The 16,442-nt window shown below is 60.1% G+C and carries 13 protein-coding genes; 7 read left to right on the top strand and 6 right to left on the bottom strand.

All coding sequences use genetic code 11. The annotated features are described in order from the left end of the window. Nucleotides 1-108: 108 nt before the first annotated feature. Nucleotides 109-3,321 carry a reductive dehalogenase gene (locus ACXAGD_RS02040; protein ID WP_475208185.1) on the bottom strand — a complete coding sequence of 1,071 codons (3,213 nt, stop codon included), beginning with the start codon at nt 3,319-3,321 and terminating at the stop codon, nt 109-111. A gap of 75 nt (nt 3,322-3,396) precedes the next feature. Here ACXAGD_RS02040 and ACXAGD_RS02035 point away from each other — a divergent pair, with 75 nt between their 5' ends. After that, a complete protein-coding gene (locus tag ACXAGD_RS02035; protein ID WP_475208184.1) occupies nt 3,397-4,299 on the top strand; it encodes a LysR family transcriptional regulator in 903 nt (300 codons plus the stop codon). 10 nt (nt 4,300-4,309) lie between these two features. Here the strand turns inward: ACXAGD_RS02035 and ACXAGD_RS02030 are convergent, their stop codons facing one another. From ACXAGD_RS02030 to ACXAGD_RS02020, 3 genes are read right to left on the bottom strand one after another with little or no spacing between them, the layout of a single operon-like run. Beyond that, nucleotides 4,310-5,581: an NAD(P)/FAD-dependent oxidoreductase gene (locus tag ACXAGD_RS02030; protein ID WP_475208183.1), complete on the bottom strand. Its 1,272-nt coding sequence runs from the start codon at nt 5,579-5,581 to the stop codon at nt 4,310-4,312. 39 nt (nt 5,582-5,620) lie between these two features. Beyond that, entirely contained in the window at nt 5,621-6,655 is a 1,035-nt protein-coding gene (locus tag ACXAGD_RS02025) for an ACP S-malonyltransferase (protein ID WP_475208182.1), read from the bottom strand. Next, a complete protein-coding gene (locus ACXAGD_RS02020; protein WP_475208181.1) occupies nt 6,652-8,844 on the bottom strand; it encodes a dehydrogenase E1 component subunit alpha/beta in 2,193 nt (730 codons plus the stop codon). The genes ACXAGD_RS02025 and ACXAGD_RS02020 overlap by 4 nt, the downstream gene beginning before the upstream one ends. Before the next feature lie 161 nt (nt 8,845-9,005). On the opposite strand from ACXAGD_RS02020, the gene ACXAGD_RS02015 reads away from it, so the two are divergent. Next, nucleotides 9,006-9,905 (top strand): LysR substrate-binding domain-containing protein, encoded by a 900-nt coding sequence (locus ACXAGD_RS02015; protein WP_475208179.1) that lies wholly within the window; start codon nt 9,006-9,008, stop codon nt 9,903-9,905. Between the two features lie 101 nt (nt 9,906-10,006). On the opposite strand, the gene ACXAGD_RS02010 is transcribed toward ACXAGD_RS02015, so the two are convergent. Both ACXAGD_RS02010 and ACXAGD_RS02005 read right to left on the bottom strand, forming a co-directional pair. Next, entirely contained in the window at nt 10,007-11,164 is a 1,158-nt protein-coding gene (locus ACXAGD_RS02010) for an acyl-CoA dehydrogenase family protein (RefSeq protein WP_475208178.1), read from the bottom strand. 109 nt (nt 11,165-11,273) lie between these two features. After that, entirely contained in the window at nt 11,274-11,837 is a 564-nt protein-coding gene (locus ACXAGD_RS02005; RefSeq protein ID WP_475208177.1) for a TetR/AcrR family transcriptional regulator, read from the bottom strand. Between the two features lie 256 nt (nt 11,838-12,093). On the opposite strand from ACXAGD_RS02005, the gene ACXAGD_RS02000 reads away from it, so the two are divergent. The 5 genes from ACXAGD_RS02000 (at nt 12,094) to cueR (ending at nt 16,362) form a co-directional block, all read left to right on the top strand. Then, complete coding sequence (locus ACXAGD_RS02000; RefSeq protein WP_475208176.1) at nt 12,094-12,558, top strand: nuclear transport factor 2 family protein; 465 nt, start codon at nt 12,094-12,096, stop codon at nt 12,556-12,558. An 11-nt stretch (nt 12,559-12,569) separates the two neighbouring features. Beyond that, nucleotides 12,570-13,190 (top strand): pyridoxamine 5'-phosphate oxidase family protein, encoded by a 621-nt coding sequence (locus tag ACXAGD_RS01995; protein ID WP_475208175.1) that lies wholly within the window; start codon nt 12,570-12,572, stop codon nt 13,188-13,190. Between the two features lie 44 nt (nt 13,191-13,234). Further along, on the top strand, nt 13,235-13,396 hold the full coding sequence (locus ACXAGD_RS01990; RefSeq protein WP_475208174.1) for a hypothetical protein: 162 nt from the start codon (nt 13,235-13,237) through the stop codon (nt 13,394-13,396). 102 nt (nt 13,397-13,498) lie between these two features. Next, a complete protein-coding gene (locus ACXAGD_RS01985) occupies nt 13,499-15,976 on the top strand; it encodes a heavy metal translocating P-type ATPase (protein WP_475208173.1) in 2,478 nt (825 codons plus the stop codon). Then, nucleotides 15,973-16,362, top strand: a complete 390-nt coding sequence (gene cueR, locus ACXAGD_RS01980) for a Cu(I)-responsive transcriptional regulator (RefSeq protein WP_475208171.1) — start codon at nt 15,973-15,975, stop codon at nt 16,360-16,362. The genes ACXAGD_RS01985 and cueR overlap by 4 nt, the downstream gene beginning before the upstream one ends. The last annotated feature ends 80 nt before the right edge of the window (nt 16,363-16,442 follow it).

Genomic DNA, 16,442 nt, shown 5'->3' with positions numbered 1-16,442 from the left:
GATCAGGATTCACTGGGTTCGCAAGGGACGTTAGTGCAGCATCTCCCCGGCGTCCATGGCAGGAGCGACCAATTTTACTATCACTGAAGGTCGTTTCCAGACCTTGTGTCAGAGGTCGAGCTCGATCACGCCATCGGGATGCGCCGCGCGGCTTTGACATAGAATGATAGCGCTCTCGCGTTGTTTGTTGGACAGAACGAAGTCGCGATGTTCGATTTCGCCGGAAACAACACCACACTTGCAGACCCCGCAGATACCATCAGCGCATTTCACATCCACGTGAATTCCGGCCTCGTTCAACACCTGCGCGGCATCTTTTTCGGCTGGGACCGTCAACTCACGCCCCGAAAGCAACAGCTTCAGCGTGAACGGATGGTTTACATAATCCGGCTGTTCGGGAACCGAGAAATACTCAAGATGCCGGGCGTCCTCAGGGAAGCCCTGTCGTTCCGCCGCCTGTATGACGCCGTCCATATATCGATCCGGGCCGCAGGTGTAGACATGCCAATTGTCCTGATAGCCGGACAGGATCGCGTCCAGATCAGCGCGCGTCCCTTCGTCCGAAAAATGGTAATGCACGTGATCTGCCCAGGGCATTGCGGCCAGATCGCCCAAATACCCCGCCCCGGCGCGGGTGCTGGCGGAATAGTGTAGCTCGAACGGTTTACCTAAGCTGTGCAGGCGGTGGGCAAAGGCGATCATCGGCGTGATGCCGATACCGCCGGCCATCAGAAATGTCTTTGTCGCCGCCTCATCCAGTTCGAAATGGTTGATTGGTTTCGAGATGAAGACCTTGCGCCCCTCGTTGAAGATACGATGCAACAGGGCCGAACCGCCGCGGCCTTCATCCTCGCGCAACACTCCGATCTGATAGGCCGTCCGATCCGAGGGGTCACCGGACATGGAGTATTGCCGCAGGAATTCCGGCGCGACCAGCACATCCAGATGCGCGCCCGCGGTCCATTCCGGCAGCGTTGCGCCGTTAAGCGCAGAAAACTCGTATTTGGTCACGTCAGCCGTCATCTTATCGACCTTCGTCAATTCGACCCGCATGACAGGCGCATCGCCGGCGATGGTATAGCGGTGGATCACCGACAGGTCGCCCACAGCCTTTCTGGCTTTGTACTCTTCAGCCGTAACCATCGCCTGATAGGCAGCAATGCCGGCCTCGCGATCCATGACAAAGGGATAGGGCCAGGGGTGCGGCGCCAAGTAGGCCGGGTAAACAGCCAGCGTCTGATCCTGGTATTTCAGGTCCAGATCTGTTTGCAAGCCCCGCCGGTTCAGCGGATGTTCGGTCGGGCGATAAGCACCATCCGGCTGCAATTCGATATCCCACCACCATTTCTTGGTGTCGTTCAGACCACCATTACCAACCACATCGTCCAGTTTTGCCAAGGCAGGCGCAGCTTGAGGAATGTTCATCGCCGCCCAACGGAAAGGACGTTCCTTGAATATACCTTCAAGGTTCCACGGGCAGGTCTTCATGCACCGCCCGCACATTGCGCCTCCGGGCGTGGTCACTCGGTAGGTGGCGCATTTCTGGCTGTCGGATTTCCAGATTTCATAGCCGTTGAACATCAGCTTTGGCCCGGCTGTTATCGCCCCCGAGGGGCACTCACGCGCGCATTTGTTGCAGCTTTCACAAAATGTCTGCAGGCCGAAATCAATCGGCTTGTCGTACGTCATCGGCATATCCGTCGTCACTGCGCCGGATTTCAAACGCGGTCCAAGATAGGGGTTCAAAATAACCTCTCCGATCCGGCTGACCTCACCCAGCCCGGACAACAACAACAGCGGAGGCTGCAGCACCTCACCATCCATCACCGTGTGCGCCTTGGCTTTGTAACCGAGATTTCGGATCTGCTGCGCGATCACACCACCCAAAAGCGAAAAGCGCAGATAGGCGCGCATGGACTGGGCGACGCTGATCCAGTCGTCGCCGCTGGCGCCCTCCATCGTTTCATAGCCCTGATCGATGATCATACTGATGGCCTGATCGTGTGGAGGAGTGATCTCCTCGCCCGTCGCATCATGGGAATACCACGCCCATTCGGGACACCGGCTGAGACCCACCGCATCCACGCCAAGGAAATAAGTCGCGGCCTTTATGTTCGCAGCGTTGCGGGCGGCGTCGGTCGGCGGCGTCGCATCGGCGCTGTCGCCGTCCTGCAGAAGAACAAACGCGCCCAGCGCGCGGCGTTGCGCGAAACTCGGCGCGGACTTGCGTACATAGTGGCCACCCTTCGCCGCATCCTGCAGATGCTTGCCCATATCCCCGAATTGCGCCCGCGCAAACATGTCTGCGCGTTTGGGAACGCGGGCGACGTTTTCTTCGTCGATATAGGTTGTTGGCGTCTCAACCCGTTTGAGGGTATCGAACGGATGCGCCCCGTCCACATAACGTCGTTTGGCGTAGCGGTCACGATTCAAGGCGTTCTTCGCAAACCCCGTGCCCAACCACCACGCGGGCCCCTGAGTACGGAACCACGGCTGCTGCGCCATCGGCTGCAGGGGCTGGTCGTGGGCAATCTCCATCTCGGTGGTCACGGCGGCCAGACCGAACCGCTTGCCCAGCCACGGGGCCACAATATCGCCACCCTCTACCGAGGCCAAACCCGCCGAAACCGCCAGCTTGCCCAGATCGACCTCGGATGACATCGCCGTATGCGCCCGCGCGTCAAAGCCCAGCAGGCGGATATAGTTGGCTATGACCACCGCGTTTTCGGTCGCCAGCAGGCAGGCCCGGTGATCCTGCGCGTCAGTGATCCAGTCCGCGCCGGGCTCGTCCGGATCGGGGTCACGATTGTGTTCATAAAGAAAGACGATGGCATGGCGGTGCGTGCCCATCGGCCGGGGCGCGGCTTCCATACTTTCCTTGAGGTCTGCCATGATCAGGTCGATGCCGGAGGCCAGCGTCTTGGTCTGCCGCGTTTTCAGCGCATGGGCCAGCCGTTCAATATCAGGATTGCGGCGGGGTCCGGACAGCATCGCCTCGGGCGGCAGCGGGCCGCACCCCATCATCGAAGCATCGTTGAAATAGCCAAATGCCTTCAAGTGGTTGGCGCGCTCCGCCGGATCGGCTGGAATCTCCGAGGCCACCGGGTTCACGAACCCGTCACGGATGGTGTCCATCATCGCCTGAAATTCACCCATCGCGTTGACGATGCTTGCGGGCTGATCGGGGCGATGAAAGCTTAGCGTTTGCATCGGCTTCACCACAGACAAGTCAGGCATGGATGCCTGCCGGGCCAACCGCTCCAGCGGGTACTTACCCATATGAACCGGCCGGTTCTTGTCCGAGAAAAAGCGGATTCCCATTGCGTGCCTCCTTATCATCAGTGTCACCTAATGTGCACTGGACCGCAAATCCATTCATGACTAGTCATAGATGGTATGAGCAAAACTGATTTCACCGATCTGGACGGCAAGGTTCTGCGGACCTTCCTGATTATCCTCGAGGAAAGCTCGGTCTCGAAAGCCGCCGATCGTCTGGGGGTGACGCAATCGGCGATCAGCCACACGCTGGCCAAGCTGCGGCAGGTGCTGGGTGATCCGCTGTTCGTACGCTCGGGTCAGGGTCTGACGCCGACCGAACGCGCCCTGGCATTAAAAGAGCCAGTTCAACAAGTGCTGGACGGAATGCGCGCGCTGACCGATGATCGCCCGTTCGATCCGCTGGCCGAAGAGATCAGCGTCCAGATCGCCACCAACGACATGCCGCGCGAGTTGATCTTTCCGCCGCTGCTGCGCGCGTTGCGGGCCGAGGGCGTCCGGTTGCGGCTGGGGTTCATTCCCTCGGGCGTCCCCGATCCGAACCTGCTGCGCAGTGATCGGTGCCAATTGATGCTGAGCCCTCTTCCCCCTGATGGGCCGGATATCTTCCAGAAACGCGTGCTGTTCAGCCCGTTGATGATCTTCTACGACGCCACGCGGCGCAATCCGCCGGACAGTTGGCAAAGCTATTGTGAAACCGAACATGTCGAGGTGCGCTTCGCCGACGGGCGCAGTTCCCGAGCAGTGATGCGAGGTGTGGATCAGACCCAGATCCGGCCGCCTACCGTCACCCTGCCGCATTTCAATGCCATCCCGCCCTTTGTGAAGGGCAGCGATCTGATCTCAACCGACACGCTGCTGATGAAACAGGGCCCGTTGGCCGCGCTGGATTGCGCGCCGCTGCCATTCGAGTGCAAGCCGGTTTCGATCTACATGGTCTGGCACCAGCGTTCGACCAACGATCCTGCCCATCGCTGGCTTCGCGACCGGATCGAGGTCGTGGCCGCAGCGTTGCAGGGCTAAGCCGCCGCAATCAGAACCGCGCCTTGACGAAATGGGTCAACGCCGCACCGGTTTCGAAATAGGCATGGCGCAGGCCGGTCCAGCTTTCGTGGTATTCGGGAACCGCCGGAACGGGCAGCAGTGACGGATCACCCTGCAGCAGGCTTTCTGCGGCAAGCCGACCAAATACGGTGCCGGGACCGATACCACGCCCGGAATACCCATGCACCGACAGGGCGTTGGGACCGATCTGCGTAATCTTGGGAATATGGTCCGAGGTCATGGCGATCCGCCCGTGCCACCCTTCGATCAGCGGCTGGTCGGCCAATTGCGGGAAAAGCTCGGCCAGTTTGCGCCTGATCCAGGCGGTGTGGGCGGCGCGGCCCGCCTGCCCCAGATCACCCATCGCACCGATGATCAGGCGCCCCTCGGCGTCCATCCGGAACGAGGTCATAATCAGGCCAGTATCCCAGCACCCCTCTCCGCCCGGCAAAACACTTGTACGCAGATTGTCCGACAGAGGGGCGGTCGAGAACTGGAAATAGTAGACCGGCACATATTCGGGGGCCGTGGCCTGCAGCCCCTGATGATACGCATTGGTGGCCTGGACCACCGATTTCGCACGCACCGTGCCCCGAGGGGTTTTCAGCATCCAAACACCACCGCTGTGGTGCATGGATTGCACCGGGTTTTGGGTCGCGATATGCGCCCCCGCTTCGGCGGCTGCGCGGGCAAGGCCCCGGACATAGCTGAGCGGCTGGATCGTTCCCGCACGTGGATCGTACAAAGCACCCTGAAACGCGGCGCTGCCGGTGCGCTGCGCTGTTTGGTCGGCGGATACTAATTCAACCGGAGCACCCGTGGCGGATAACTGCGTGTATCTCGCCTGCAGGTCCCGCAACCCTTTGGCCGAATGCGCGCAATGCAGGGTTCCGTTCCGCACCGGTTCGCAGTTGATGTCATGCTGTTCGACCAGATCAAACACATCACCCGGTGCAGCAGCCAGCAGATCGATTAGGCGATCCCCGGCCTCGTCCCCTAGATGCTGGCGAATTTCGTCGGGTGGCAACCACAACCCGGCATTCGCAAGCCCGACATTGCGGCCCGAGCCGCCGTGACCGATTTCCTGCGCCTCGAGCAGGCACACCGACGCCCCCGCCTGCGCCGCCGTCAGCGCGGCGGAACAGCCTGTATAGCCCCCACCGATCACCGCCAGATCAACGGTCATATCACTGGTCAGGGGATGACTTTCGACATGCTCGCGGCAAGTCTTCAGCCAGAGGGACTTATCATGGTCACTCACGCGAGACTCCTTGAATTTGCGGGGATCATCGGGGCTGGATCAGCCGGTTGCAAGCACCCTTTGATCATCCCGACCCATGGCGATCAGGAAAGACTGCGCGTCCTGCTGCGCCTGGAACGCCGCCTTGTCGGACATGCTGCGCCAGTTGGCCAGAACCAGCGATTGCGCCACAGCCCCACCCAGCGTCGCACCGGGGCCGGTCACTATAAACAGATCAGGAGCAAATTCACGCGCGGCGGTTTGAATCGCGCGGGTAAAGTCATAGGCCTCGGTCACCTGATGGCCCAGCGTATAATCCCAAAGCGCCTGCGTGTCCGTCGCACCCGGCCACCATACTTTGCCACGTCCGTCGATCAGGGGGCGTTCGGGTTGGCCAAACATCTCGGCCCTCAGCCGGGCGCGCCCTTCGGCGGCAACGGAGGCTTGCAACGCGGTGTGAAAGGCCGCGTGATTGGGAAGCCGCATCGGGAAACGGTCCTGAATTGTCGGGTGTGCGGCTTCAAACGCTTTGAGTCCGGCCTCATTGCCCGCAAGAACCAACATCCCGCCCAGATCAATGGACAGTGCCAGATCACACCCATCAGACGCGTCGATCTGCGCCACATCCGCCAACAATTCAGCCTTGCGGGCAGCATCGTTTTCCCAGCTTTCATCCACGAACGGATAGACCAATTGGCCACCGATCAGCTGTTCTTGCATCAGCGTGCCCATGGTGTTCACCACCCGGAACCCATCTTGCGGTGACAGGGCGCCACCTGCGGCCAGCGTAATGTACCATCCCATCGAATTGCCGGTGACGGCGACGACATCGATATCCTCTGCCACGGCCTGAGCGTCGGCCAACGAGGCCGCATAGATCAAGGGTGAGGCCACATCACCGCGGGAATACTTGCTGACCGTAAAGCCGCTGGCATCATCCAGCGCGATCACGGCCTCCTGCCCTGACTCGGTGCGGATGGCGTCGAAACTACGAAACAGGTCCATCCGCTGCGCGTGATGACGATGCAGATAGCCCAGCTCGGGTTTGTTATAGGTGCCCCGCCCGGGGCAGATCACAACAGCAGTGCGGGTCATGGGCGGCCTCCGGTCAAAGCTAGCGCGGCAGCAACAATGCCGTCTTTCGACGGCAGCGGTGCGGCATAGGCCGGGCCGGTGGCGATAAAACAATCCTCCGCCGCAACGCGGGCGGTAGGGGTATCGGGGCTTTCCTCGGTAAAGAACGTCATCAGCGCCTCGGACTGGCTGCCGGTGCGGCGGCATTCGTCCACAACCAGAACATGCGCGCAGGGTTTGGTGGCCTCGCGCAGAGCTCCGACCGGCAGCGGCGCGAGCCAACGCATGTCGATGATCCGGGTCGTCACGCCGGCGGCCTCAAGCTCGAGCAAGGCCTGTTTCGACAGGTAGTGCCCATTGCCATAGGTCACGATGGCCAGATCGGTGCCATCCCCATGCACGCCCACCTCGCCCAACGCAATGCGTTGATCGGGTGAGGGATAGGTGGTCATCCACCCGCCATCCTGCGCCTCGTGCAGGTCTCGCATCGGGTAGAGGGCAATGGGTTCCAGGAACACCACCACGCGCTGCTCTTCCCGCGCCAAACGCACACATTCGCGCATCATCTGCGCTGCGTCCGACCCGCTGGAGGGGCAGGCGATGATCACACCCGGAATGTCCCGCAACACCGCCAGAGAGTTGTCGTTGTGGAAATGCCCGCCGAACCCTTTCTGATAGCCTAACCCCGCAATCCGCAGCACCATCGGGTTGGTGAACTGACCGTTCGAGAAAAACGGCAGGGTCGCGGCCTCGCCCCGGATCTGATCCTCGGCATTGTGCAAATATGCGAGGAACTGGATTTCCGGGATCGGGATGAAGCCGTTATGCCCCATGCCAATCGCCAGCCCCAGAATCGACTGTTCGTCCAGCAATGTGTCGATCACCCGATCTGGCCCGAACCGTTGCTGTAGTTTCTGGGTCACGCCATAGACGCCCCCTTTGCGGCCCACGTCTTCACCCATACTAACGATCTCACCATGTTCCAGCATCAGATCGGTTAGCGCCCAGTTGATGAGGCGGCTCATGGGCTGAGGGTCTTCCATCGCGCGCATGTCCCCGCCAAAGGCCTTGGCCCGCGCCTCGGCGCTGGGGCCGTTGGTGGGTTTGCAGGGGCGTTTGGGAGGGATCAGACTGGCCATCACCTCAGCGGCAGTGGCCAAATGCGGGCGGGTTGCCGCCTCGACCGCGATACGATCGGTACGGGCGCAGGTATCTTCGTAGATTTTCAGAGCTTCAGTTGGCGACAACGCACCTGCCTGATCCAACAAACGCACAGAGTGTAGCAAGGGATCATTGGCCTCGTCAGCTTCGACCTCAGATTTCGACAGATATGTGGTCGGCACATCCGCGCCCGCATGACCGTAAAGGCGCACGGTTTTCAGATGCAGAAAGGCCGGTTTACGGCGGGTGCGCACATATTCGGCGGCCTCCTTTGCCACGGCATAAGTCTCATAAATGTCCAAGCCGTTGGCCTGAAAAAACTTAATACCGGGGCGATGTTCCATCGACGCCTGTATCCAGCCCTTCGGCGTTTTCACCGAGATGCCGATGCCATTGTCCTCGCACACAAACAGCAGCGGCAGCGGCGTCGATTGCACGCTGGTCCATCCGGCGGTGTTGATTGCGCCTTGCGCCGTGGAATGGTTGGCCGAAGCGTCGCCAAACGAGCACATCGCTATCCCGTCTTCGGGCAGCTCCCGATGCTCGGGGGCGTGCCGTCGGGCCGCGCCTAGACTATAGGCAGCGCCAACCGCCTTGGGCAAATGGCTGGCAATGGTCGAGGTCTGCGGTGGGATCATCAGCGCCTTGGAGCCAAGCACTTTGTGACGCCCGCCCGAAGTCGGATCTTCTTTGGAGCAGGCAAAACTAAGCAGCATATCCCAAGCGATCTGCTGGCCGGGAACCTGTTCGGCCCGAGCAATCTGAAACGCAGCATCGCGATAGTGGAGAAACGCAATATCGGTCGGGCGCAAGGCGTGCGCCACGGCCGCCATCCCCTCATGCCCGGATGAGCCGATGGTATAGAACCCTTGCCCTGCTTTCTGCATTGCTCGGCTGGTGCGGTCTAATGCCCGGCTAAGCACCTGAGATCGAAACAGCGATACCGCATCCGAGTTACTAAGGCTCGGTCGAGGTGCCGAGCCTTCGGGAAAGTCACCTTTCGCGACCCGGTTCAGGAAGTTTTCGTGAACGATCTGAGCGCGATCCATGGCCTGTTCCCTGGTCTTTCAACTTGTTAGATGGGCGATTTCGTCATGGATAGCACGCGGGTTCTTACCCGGTCACCCAAAAGAAAAGCCTGTATGTGTATCGGGCTGGTGCACGGCAAATGCCAGTGATATTCCATCCGAAAGGTATGAGGATTTGTAATATGATTGCCCCGCGTCGGTTCTTGCCCTCGATCCCATCTTTGCTGGCACTTGAGGCCGTTGATCGCCTCGGCAGCGCCTCCGCGGCAGCAGACGAGCTGTCCCTGACGCAAAGTGCGATCAGCCGACAGCTGAAGTCGATGGAAGAGCAACTGGGCGTGGACCTGATCCAGCGCAGCCAGATGCGGCTGCACCTGACACCCGCGGCGCAAGAATACGTGCAGGTCGCGCGCACCGCACTGACCCAACTGGCGCAGGCATCGCTGAAGTTAAAAGCCAACCCGACCGGAGGGTCGCTGAACCTGTCGATCCTGCCCGCCTTCGGTATGCACTGGCTGGCCCCGCGCCTACAGGATTTCGCGCGCAGCCACCCGGAGGTTACGGTGAACCTGAACACGCGGCTTCGGCCGTTCGACTTTGACACCGAACACTTCGACGCTGCCATACATTTTGGCCAGCGTGACTGGGCTGGCGTCAACTATCTGCGCATAATGCGTGAAGATGTTCTGCCAGTATGCGCGCCCGATCTGCTGCCCGACAACGCGGAAGACATCGGATGGCTGACTGACGCCCCTTTGCTGCACCTCGAAACGCGCCCCGATGCCTGGGAGCAGTGGTTTACTGCACAAGGGCGCGAGGTTACCGGAATTCGCGGGATGTTGTTCGACCAGTTCTCGACCATGGGGCAGGCCACAATTCACGGACTGGGCGTTGCATTGCTGCCCAGCTATCTGGTCGAGGCCGACCTGAAGGCGGGACGGCTGGTGCAGGCCTGGCGCGGTCCGGGGGTGAGCCTTGGGGATTTCTACCTAGTCTGGCCGCAATCCCGCGCGGAATCCGAACCGCTCAGGTCGTTTCGCCTTTGGCTGCAAAGTCAGATCACACAAACGCCACATCTGTAAGAAAGTGATCGAGCGCACAGTGCGCGGCCTTCGGCCTGGCCCAACGGGAGGAGATGTTTCGCCAGAAACGTCGACGACGGGCCGGAGACTTACAGGTTCGGTTAGGTGTCTATTGACCGAGCGATGAGTTCCTTCATGATCTCATTAGTACCGCCATAGATCATCTGCACGCGCGCATCCGCGTAAAGGCGGGCGATCGGGTATTCCATCATGAACCCGTAACCGCCAAACAATTGCAGGCATTCATGCATGACTTCGTTCTGAACTTCCGAACCCCAGTATTTCACCATCGAGGCCGTGGCAGCATCCAACGTACCTGCCTCAAGCCGCGCGATGCAGTCATTGACGAAACTGCGCAGGACCTCGGCCTTGGTTTTGCACTCGGCCAGTTTAAAGCGGGTATTCTGGAAATCCATCACCCGTTGGCCGAACGCCTTACGCTCTTGCGTGTACTTCACCGTTTCAGAGATGGCGAAGTCGATTGCGCCCAGCGCGCCGATGCCGATGGTCAGACGCTCCCACGGCAACTGTTTCATCATCTGATAGAAACCCTGGCCCTCTTCCGGGCCCAGAAGATTGGTCATCGGCACCTTGACGTCTTCAAAAAACAACTCGGCCGTGTCATTGGCCTTCATGCCCAACTTCTTCAGGTTCCGCCCCTTGCGGAAACCCTCCGCGCCTTCGGTTTCAACAGCAATCAGAGAGACACCCTTCGAGCCCTGTGACTTGTCGGTCTTGCAGGCCACAAGGATCAGGTCTGCCGATTGTCCATTGGTGATGAAAATCTTGGACCCGTTCAGCCGATAGGAGTTGCCATCCTTATCCGCGGTCGTTCGAATGGATTGCACGTCCGAACCGGTGCTGGGTTCGGTCATGGCAAGTGCGCCCACCATCTCGCCCGAGGCCAGAAGCGGCAGCCATTTCTGCTTCTGATCTTCACTGCCATAGGTGCTGATGTAGTGAACGACGATGCTCTGGATTGCATACCCCCAGCCAGAATCTCCTCGCGATGCCTGCGCATACAGCGTCACCGCATCAAAGCCGATGCCGCCCCCAACCCCGCCATAGGCTTCAGGGATCGCACCCGCCATCAACCCCATTTCGCCCGCCTTGCGCCACATGTCCCGATCGACGACACCGTTTTCATTCCAGCGGTCGAGATTGGGAACCAGTTCGTCCCCCATGAACCGATCCGCCATTTCGGCAAACATCTGATGTTCATCGGTCGCCCAACCGGCGGTGGTGGTAAAAAGCGGCATACGATGTCCTCCCCTTGCCTATGCCCCATCAGCCTAGCTTTGGAAGTTTCTCAATCCAATCCGCTGGCAAGACATGCAACGCAACGTCGTTTTCACGATCGGGTGCCGTTCACTCCAGTGCGTTGTCCACAAGAATCTGCGCGGCAGCCTTGGCGCCCTGTGCCGGATTGCAAGACTTCAGAAACACCGCTGAGACAATCGCACCCTCCTGCAACAGTACGATCTGACAGGCCAGGTGTTCCGGATCGCGCGCACCTGCCTGACGGGCAAGGTCGGTGAAATGATCCAGCAAGATCTGCTTGTGTTCCGCCGACTGTTTGTGGATCGGATGATCGCCTTCCTGAAACTCCGCCCCGGCCTTGATGAACATGCAGCCGCGATAGTCTTCTTCACTGAACCACTCGCCCAGCGCATCGAAACTAGCGATCAACTGCCCGGCGGGGGTATCCGACAACTCACTGATACGGCGCAGGAAATCTTCGCGAAAGCTCTCGTCCCGCAACTGCAGCGCGGCAAGTATCAGATCCTCTTTGGTGCGGAAATGCTTGTACATCGAGGTCTTGGAGACGCCCGTCTCAACCACCAGCTTGTCCATTCCGGTGGCGTGAAAGCCATCACGGTAGAAAACCTGCAGGGCCTTGCGGACCAGTTCGTCTCTTTTGTTAGGGCGCATGGGCAAGCTCCTGGCTGTACAGATCAGTACATAATGGCCGAGCGCTGAAATCACAACTGTCGAGAGAGCTCTGGGCAGTTGCAAAATAAGACTTGCAAAAGTTTACCGATCAGTACACATTGAACCAAGATGTACCGATCTGTTAACTTTGGAGCGATCAAATGAGACGCCATGCCAGCCTTTTCTCCCCCCAGTACGTCCCCGTTCTTTTGACATTGGCGCTGATTGCCGCTGCCCTGACATGAAAGACCATGCCATGAGCCGCCCTCCTCTGCCGCCTTTCACGTTGGAAAGCGCCACGCAAAAGGTCCGCATGGCCGAAAACGCGTGGAACAGCCGTGATGCGGATGTAGTCACGCCGGCCTACACCGATGACAGTCAGTGGCGGAACCGGTCAGAGTTCCTTAGCGGTCACGAAGCAATCCACGCCTTTTTGACACGCAAGTGGAACAAGGAGCTGGACTACCGGCTGATCAAGGAACTATGGGCATTTTCCGGCAACAGAATTGCTGTCCGATACGCGTATGAATGGCGCGACGACAGCGGTCAGTGGTTCCGATCATATGGCAACGAAAACTGGGAGTTTGCCGAAGATGGTCGAATGGCCAAGCGACATGCCTCGTTGAACGACTTACCTATTTCCGAGGATGGTCGCCTGTTTCACTGGCCCCAAGGCCCCCGCCCTGACGATCATCCCGGTCTGTCTGACCTGAGATTGTGAGAGGATAGATCATGCCGCGCGCCTTTTCCGAACTGACGTTCACCCCTGCCGTTCGAGCACATCAGGAGAGGATGGGCTCGGCCGGGACCTACGCCAAGTTCATCGAAGGCGGCCCGCAGCAGGGGCACCAGATCGGATCGGCCGAAAAGGCGTTCATTCAAGCGCGCGACGGGTTTTACCAATCCACCGTTTCCGAAAGTGGATGGCCCTATGTCCAATACCGCGGCGGGCCGATCGGTTTCCTCAAGGTACTAGGCCCGCAAACCATCGGTTACGCCGATTTTTCCGGCAACAAACAGTATATCTCGCGCGGGAACCTCGACGGGAATGACCGGATCGCATTGATCCTGATGGACTATGCCAACCAACGGCGCCTCAAGATACTGGGCCGTGTAGAGTTTACTGAGGGTGAGGCCGCAGCGGCCAGCCTGTACCCCGAAGGCGCCGAAGCCCCAGCCGAACGCGCCGTGATCATTCGGGTCGAGGCGCTGGACTGGAACTGCCCGCGCCATATCACACCACGATTTACCGAGGCAGAGCTGCGCCCGCATCTGAACGCTCTTGGGCAGCAGCTGGCGCAGCTTCAGGCCGAGAACGAAAAACTGAAACAGCAATTGGCCCAGCGGTCCTGACACGCGGACCTGACTGGTCACTCCAGACAGAAGGAGCCCCAAACATGCTGCGATCTGCGCTGAACTTTGTCAGCCTTTTTGTGATTGGCGCTTTGCTGTTGATCATGGCCGTGGCGCTGGCTTTTTTCGCCTCACCGGAATCTGTGCGTAGTACTCCGCCTGCTATCTACGATTCCCGTTTGTTGGATCAGCTCTTGGACCGCTGACCTTCGCCCCCAGAAATCTCGAAGAAATCTGCTATGGCCCCTTGACCTTCCCGTGACTGGAACCCCCATTTGGAGGGGAAAGTTCCTTACAGGATGAGTCGGATGGCAACGCCGCAGACAACTCAGTTGAAAATTACGGGCATGGGATGCGCGTCTTGCGTGGGGCGGGTGGAAACCGCGCTGCGCGATGTGCCGGGCGTGTCCGACGCCTCGGTCAATTTCGCAACCGAAACCGCCCAGGTCACCTATGACGGTCAGATTGGCGCCGTGACCGAGGCGCTGGGCCGCGCGGGCTACCCTGCTGCGACGCGGCAAACGGTACTGAAGATCGGCGGCATGAATTGTGCGTCATGCGTGTCACGGATCGAGCGCGCCCTGACCGCCGATCCGGCTGTGGTCGAAGCGCAGGTCAATCTGGCCACGGAAAGTGCCACGGTCACATATATTGAAGGCGCGATCGATCCGCAGGCGTTGGCGAATCTGTCCGAGGATGCCGGATATCCGGCGCGCGTGGCGGAAACAGCCGAAACACCAGCCGATCAGGCAAAAACCGAAGAAGCCCATGCTCTTACCAAAGCGACAGTATTCGCCGCAGTACTGGCTTTGCCTGTTTTCGTGCTGGAAATGGGCGGGCACTTGATCCCGGCGTTTCACCACTGGGTCCACGCCACTATCGGTATACAGAACAGCCACCTCATTCAGTTCGCGCTGACCTCGGTGCTGTTGCTGGGCCCGGGGCGGGTTTTCTACGCAAAAGGCATCCCCTCACTGCTTCGCAGATCACCTGATATGAACGCGCTTGTGGCTTTGGGTACGGGCGCGGCCTATCTGTTTTCGGTCACGGCGACCTTTGCGCCTCAGCTCCTGCCGCAAGGCAGCGCCAATGTGTATTTCGAGGCCGCCTCGGTCATCGTGGTCCTCATCCTGCTGGGACGGGTGATGGAGGCACGCGCCAAGGGCCGCACCGGCGCCGCCATCCGCAAGCTGGTGGGGCTGCAGCCAAAAACTGCACGGGTTGAAATGGACGGCACCTTCGTCGATCGCCCGATTGCCGAGATCACGGTGGGGGATATCCTGCAAATCCGCCCCGGAGAGCGGGTTCCGGTGGACGGAGACGTGCTGGACGGAACCTCTTACGTCGATGAAAGCATGATTACCGGCGAACCCGTTCCCGTTGGCAAAGCTCCCACTGATCAAGTCGTCGGCGGTACGGTCAACGGCACCGGTGCGTTGCGGGTCTGCGCTACGCGAGTTGGGGCTGACACCGTTCTGGCACAGGTCATCCGAATGGTCGAGCAGGCGCAAGGGGCGAAACTACCGATTCAGGGGTTGGTGGATAGGATTACCGCCTGGTTCGTGCCGGTGGTCATTACCGTCGCTCTGCTGACTATCGCGGTCTGGCTGATCTTTGGCCCGGCACCGGCCTTGCCGATGGCGTTGGTCACAGGTGTCTCAGTCCTGATCATTGCCTGCCCCTGCGCTATGGGTCTGGCAACGCCAACCTCGATTATGGTGGGCACCGGACGCGCGGCAGAACTGGGCGTTTTGTTCCGCAAGGGTGATGCGCTCCAGCAGTTGCAACAGGCCAAGGTGATCGCGCTGGACAAGACTGGCACTCTGACATTGGGGCGGCCTGAACTAGAAAACGTAACCTCTGTAAACGGCTTTGACCGCGACACCGTTCTGCGCCTGGCAGCAGCGGTCGAGGCACAATCCGAACACCCCATCGCCACCGCAATCACCCGCGCTGGCCCCGCAGATCTGCCATCGCCTTCGGGATTCAAGTCACTGACCGGGCTGGGTGTTCAGGCAATGGTCGAAGGGCGCAACATCCTGATCGGGTCCCCTCGCCTTATGGCACAGCACGATGTCGATCTGGCTGACCTGACTGCCGAAGCCGACCAGCGCGCCAGCGAAGGGGCCACACCGCTGTTCGTCGCAATCGACGGACAGGCTGCGGCGCTGCTTGCTGTCTCGGACCCGGTCAAACCCGGTACGCGACAAGCACTAAAACGGCTACACGCAATGGGCCTGACACTGGCGATGGTAACCGGGGACAATGCCCGCACCGCGCAGGCTCTGGCTGACCGACTTGGCATCGACCATGTCACGGCCGAGGTTCTGCCGGATGGCAAGCTGGCCGCAATCACCGCATTGCGCGAGCAGTTCGGCACGCTGGCTTTTGTCGGGGATGGCATCAACGACGCCCCGGCGCTGGCGGCGGCAGATATCGGCGTGGCCATTGGCACCGGCACCGACGTGGCCATTGAAACAGCGGATGTGGTGTTGATGTCCGGCGATCTGCGCGGTGTGGCGAACGCCGTTGAGATCAGCCGCCGCACCATGCGCAACATCCGCCAGAACCTCGGCTGGGCGTTTGGCTATAACATCCTGCTGATCCCGGTGGCCGCCGGGGCACTGTATCCGTTCAGCGGGCACCTTCTGTCCCCTGCCCTGGCTGCCGGGGCGATGGCCTTGTCCAGCGTCTTTGTCGTCTCGAACGCGCTGCGCCTGCGCCGCGTGCGTGCAAGCCTTCCTGAGGCTGCGCAAAGTCACAAAACGCAAGAGGTCACGCCATGAATATCGGAGACGTCGCCACCAAGACCGGCCTGCCCGCCAAGACGATCCGGTATTATGAGGATATCGGCCTGATCAAACCGATGCGCGACGATAACGGTTATCGCCGTTTTCGCTCGCAGGACGTTCACAAGCTGAACTTTCTGGGCCGCGCCCGCGCCTTGGGCTTCACCATCGAGGATTGCCGCACCCTTATGGCTCTGTACGAAGATGAGACCCGCGCCAGCGCCGATGTCAAAAAGGTTGCCCGGGCGCATCTGGTGCAGATCGAGACCAAGATTGCGGACCTCAACGCGATGCGCGACACGCTGGGTCATCTGATCGACGCCTGCGCCGGGGATGACCGTCCCGATTGCCCGATCCTACAGGATTTGGGCGGCAAGCTCTGACGCGGGGTTGCTCTTTGGGCGCAGCTTTGCTTTGTCTCTGCTCAACACTCCGGCCTGCCGAACAAAATGGGACCGGACAG

It is taken from the genome of Ruegeria sp. ABF4_144 (assembly GCF_056160045.1).
Note: the sequence above shows the minus strand (reverse complement) of the source record. Positions and strands in the feature narration are given on the sequence as shown.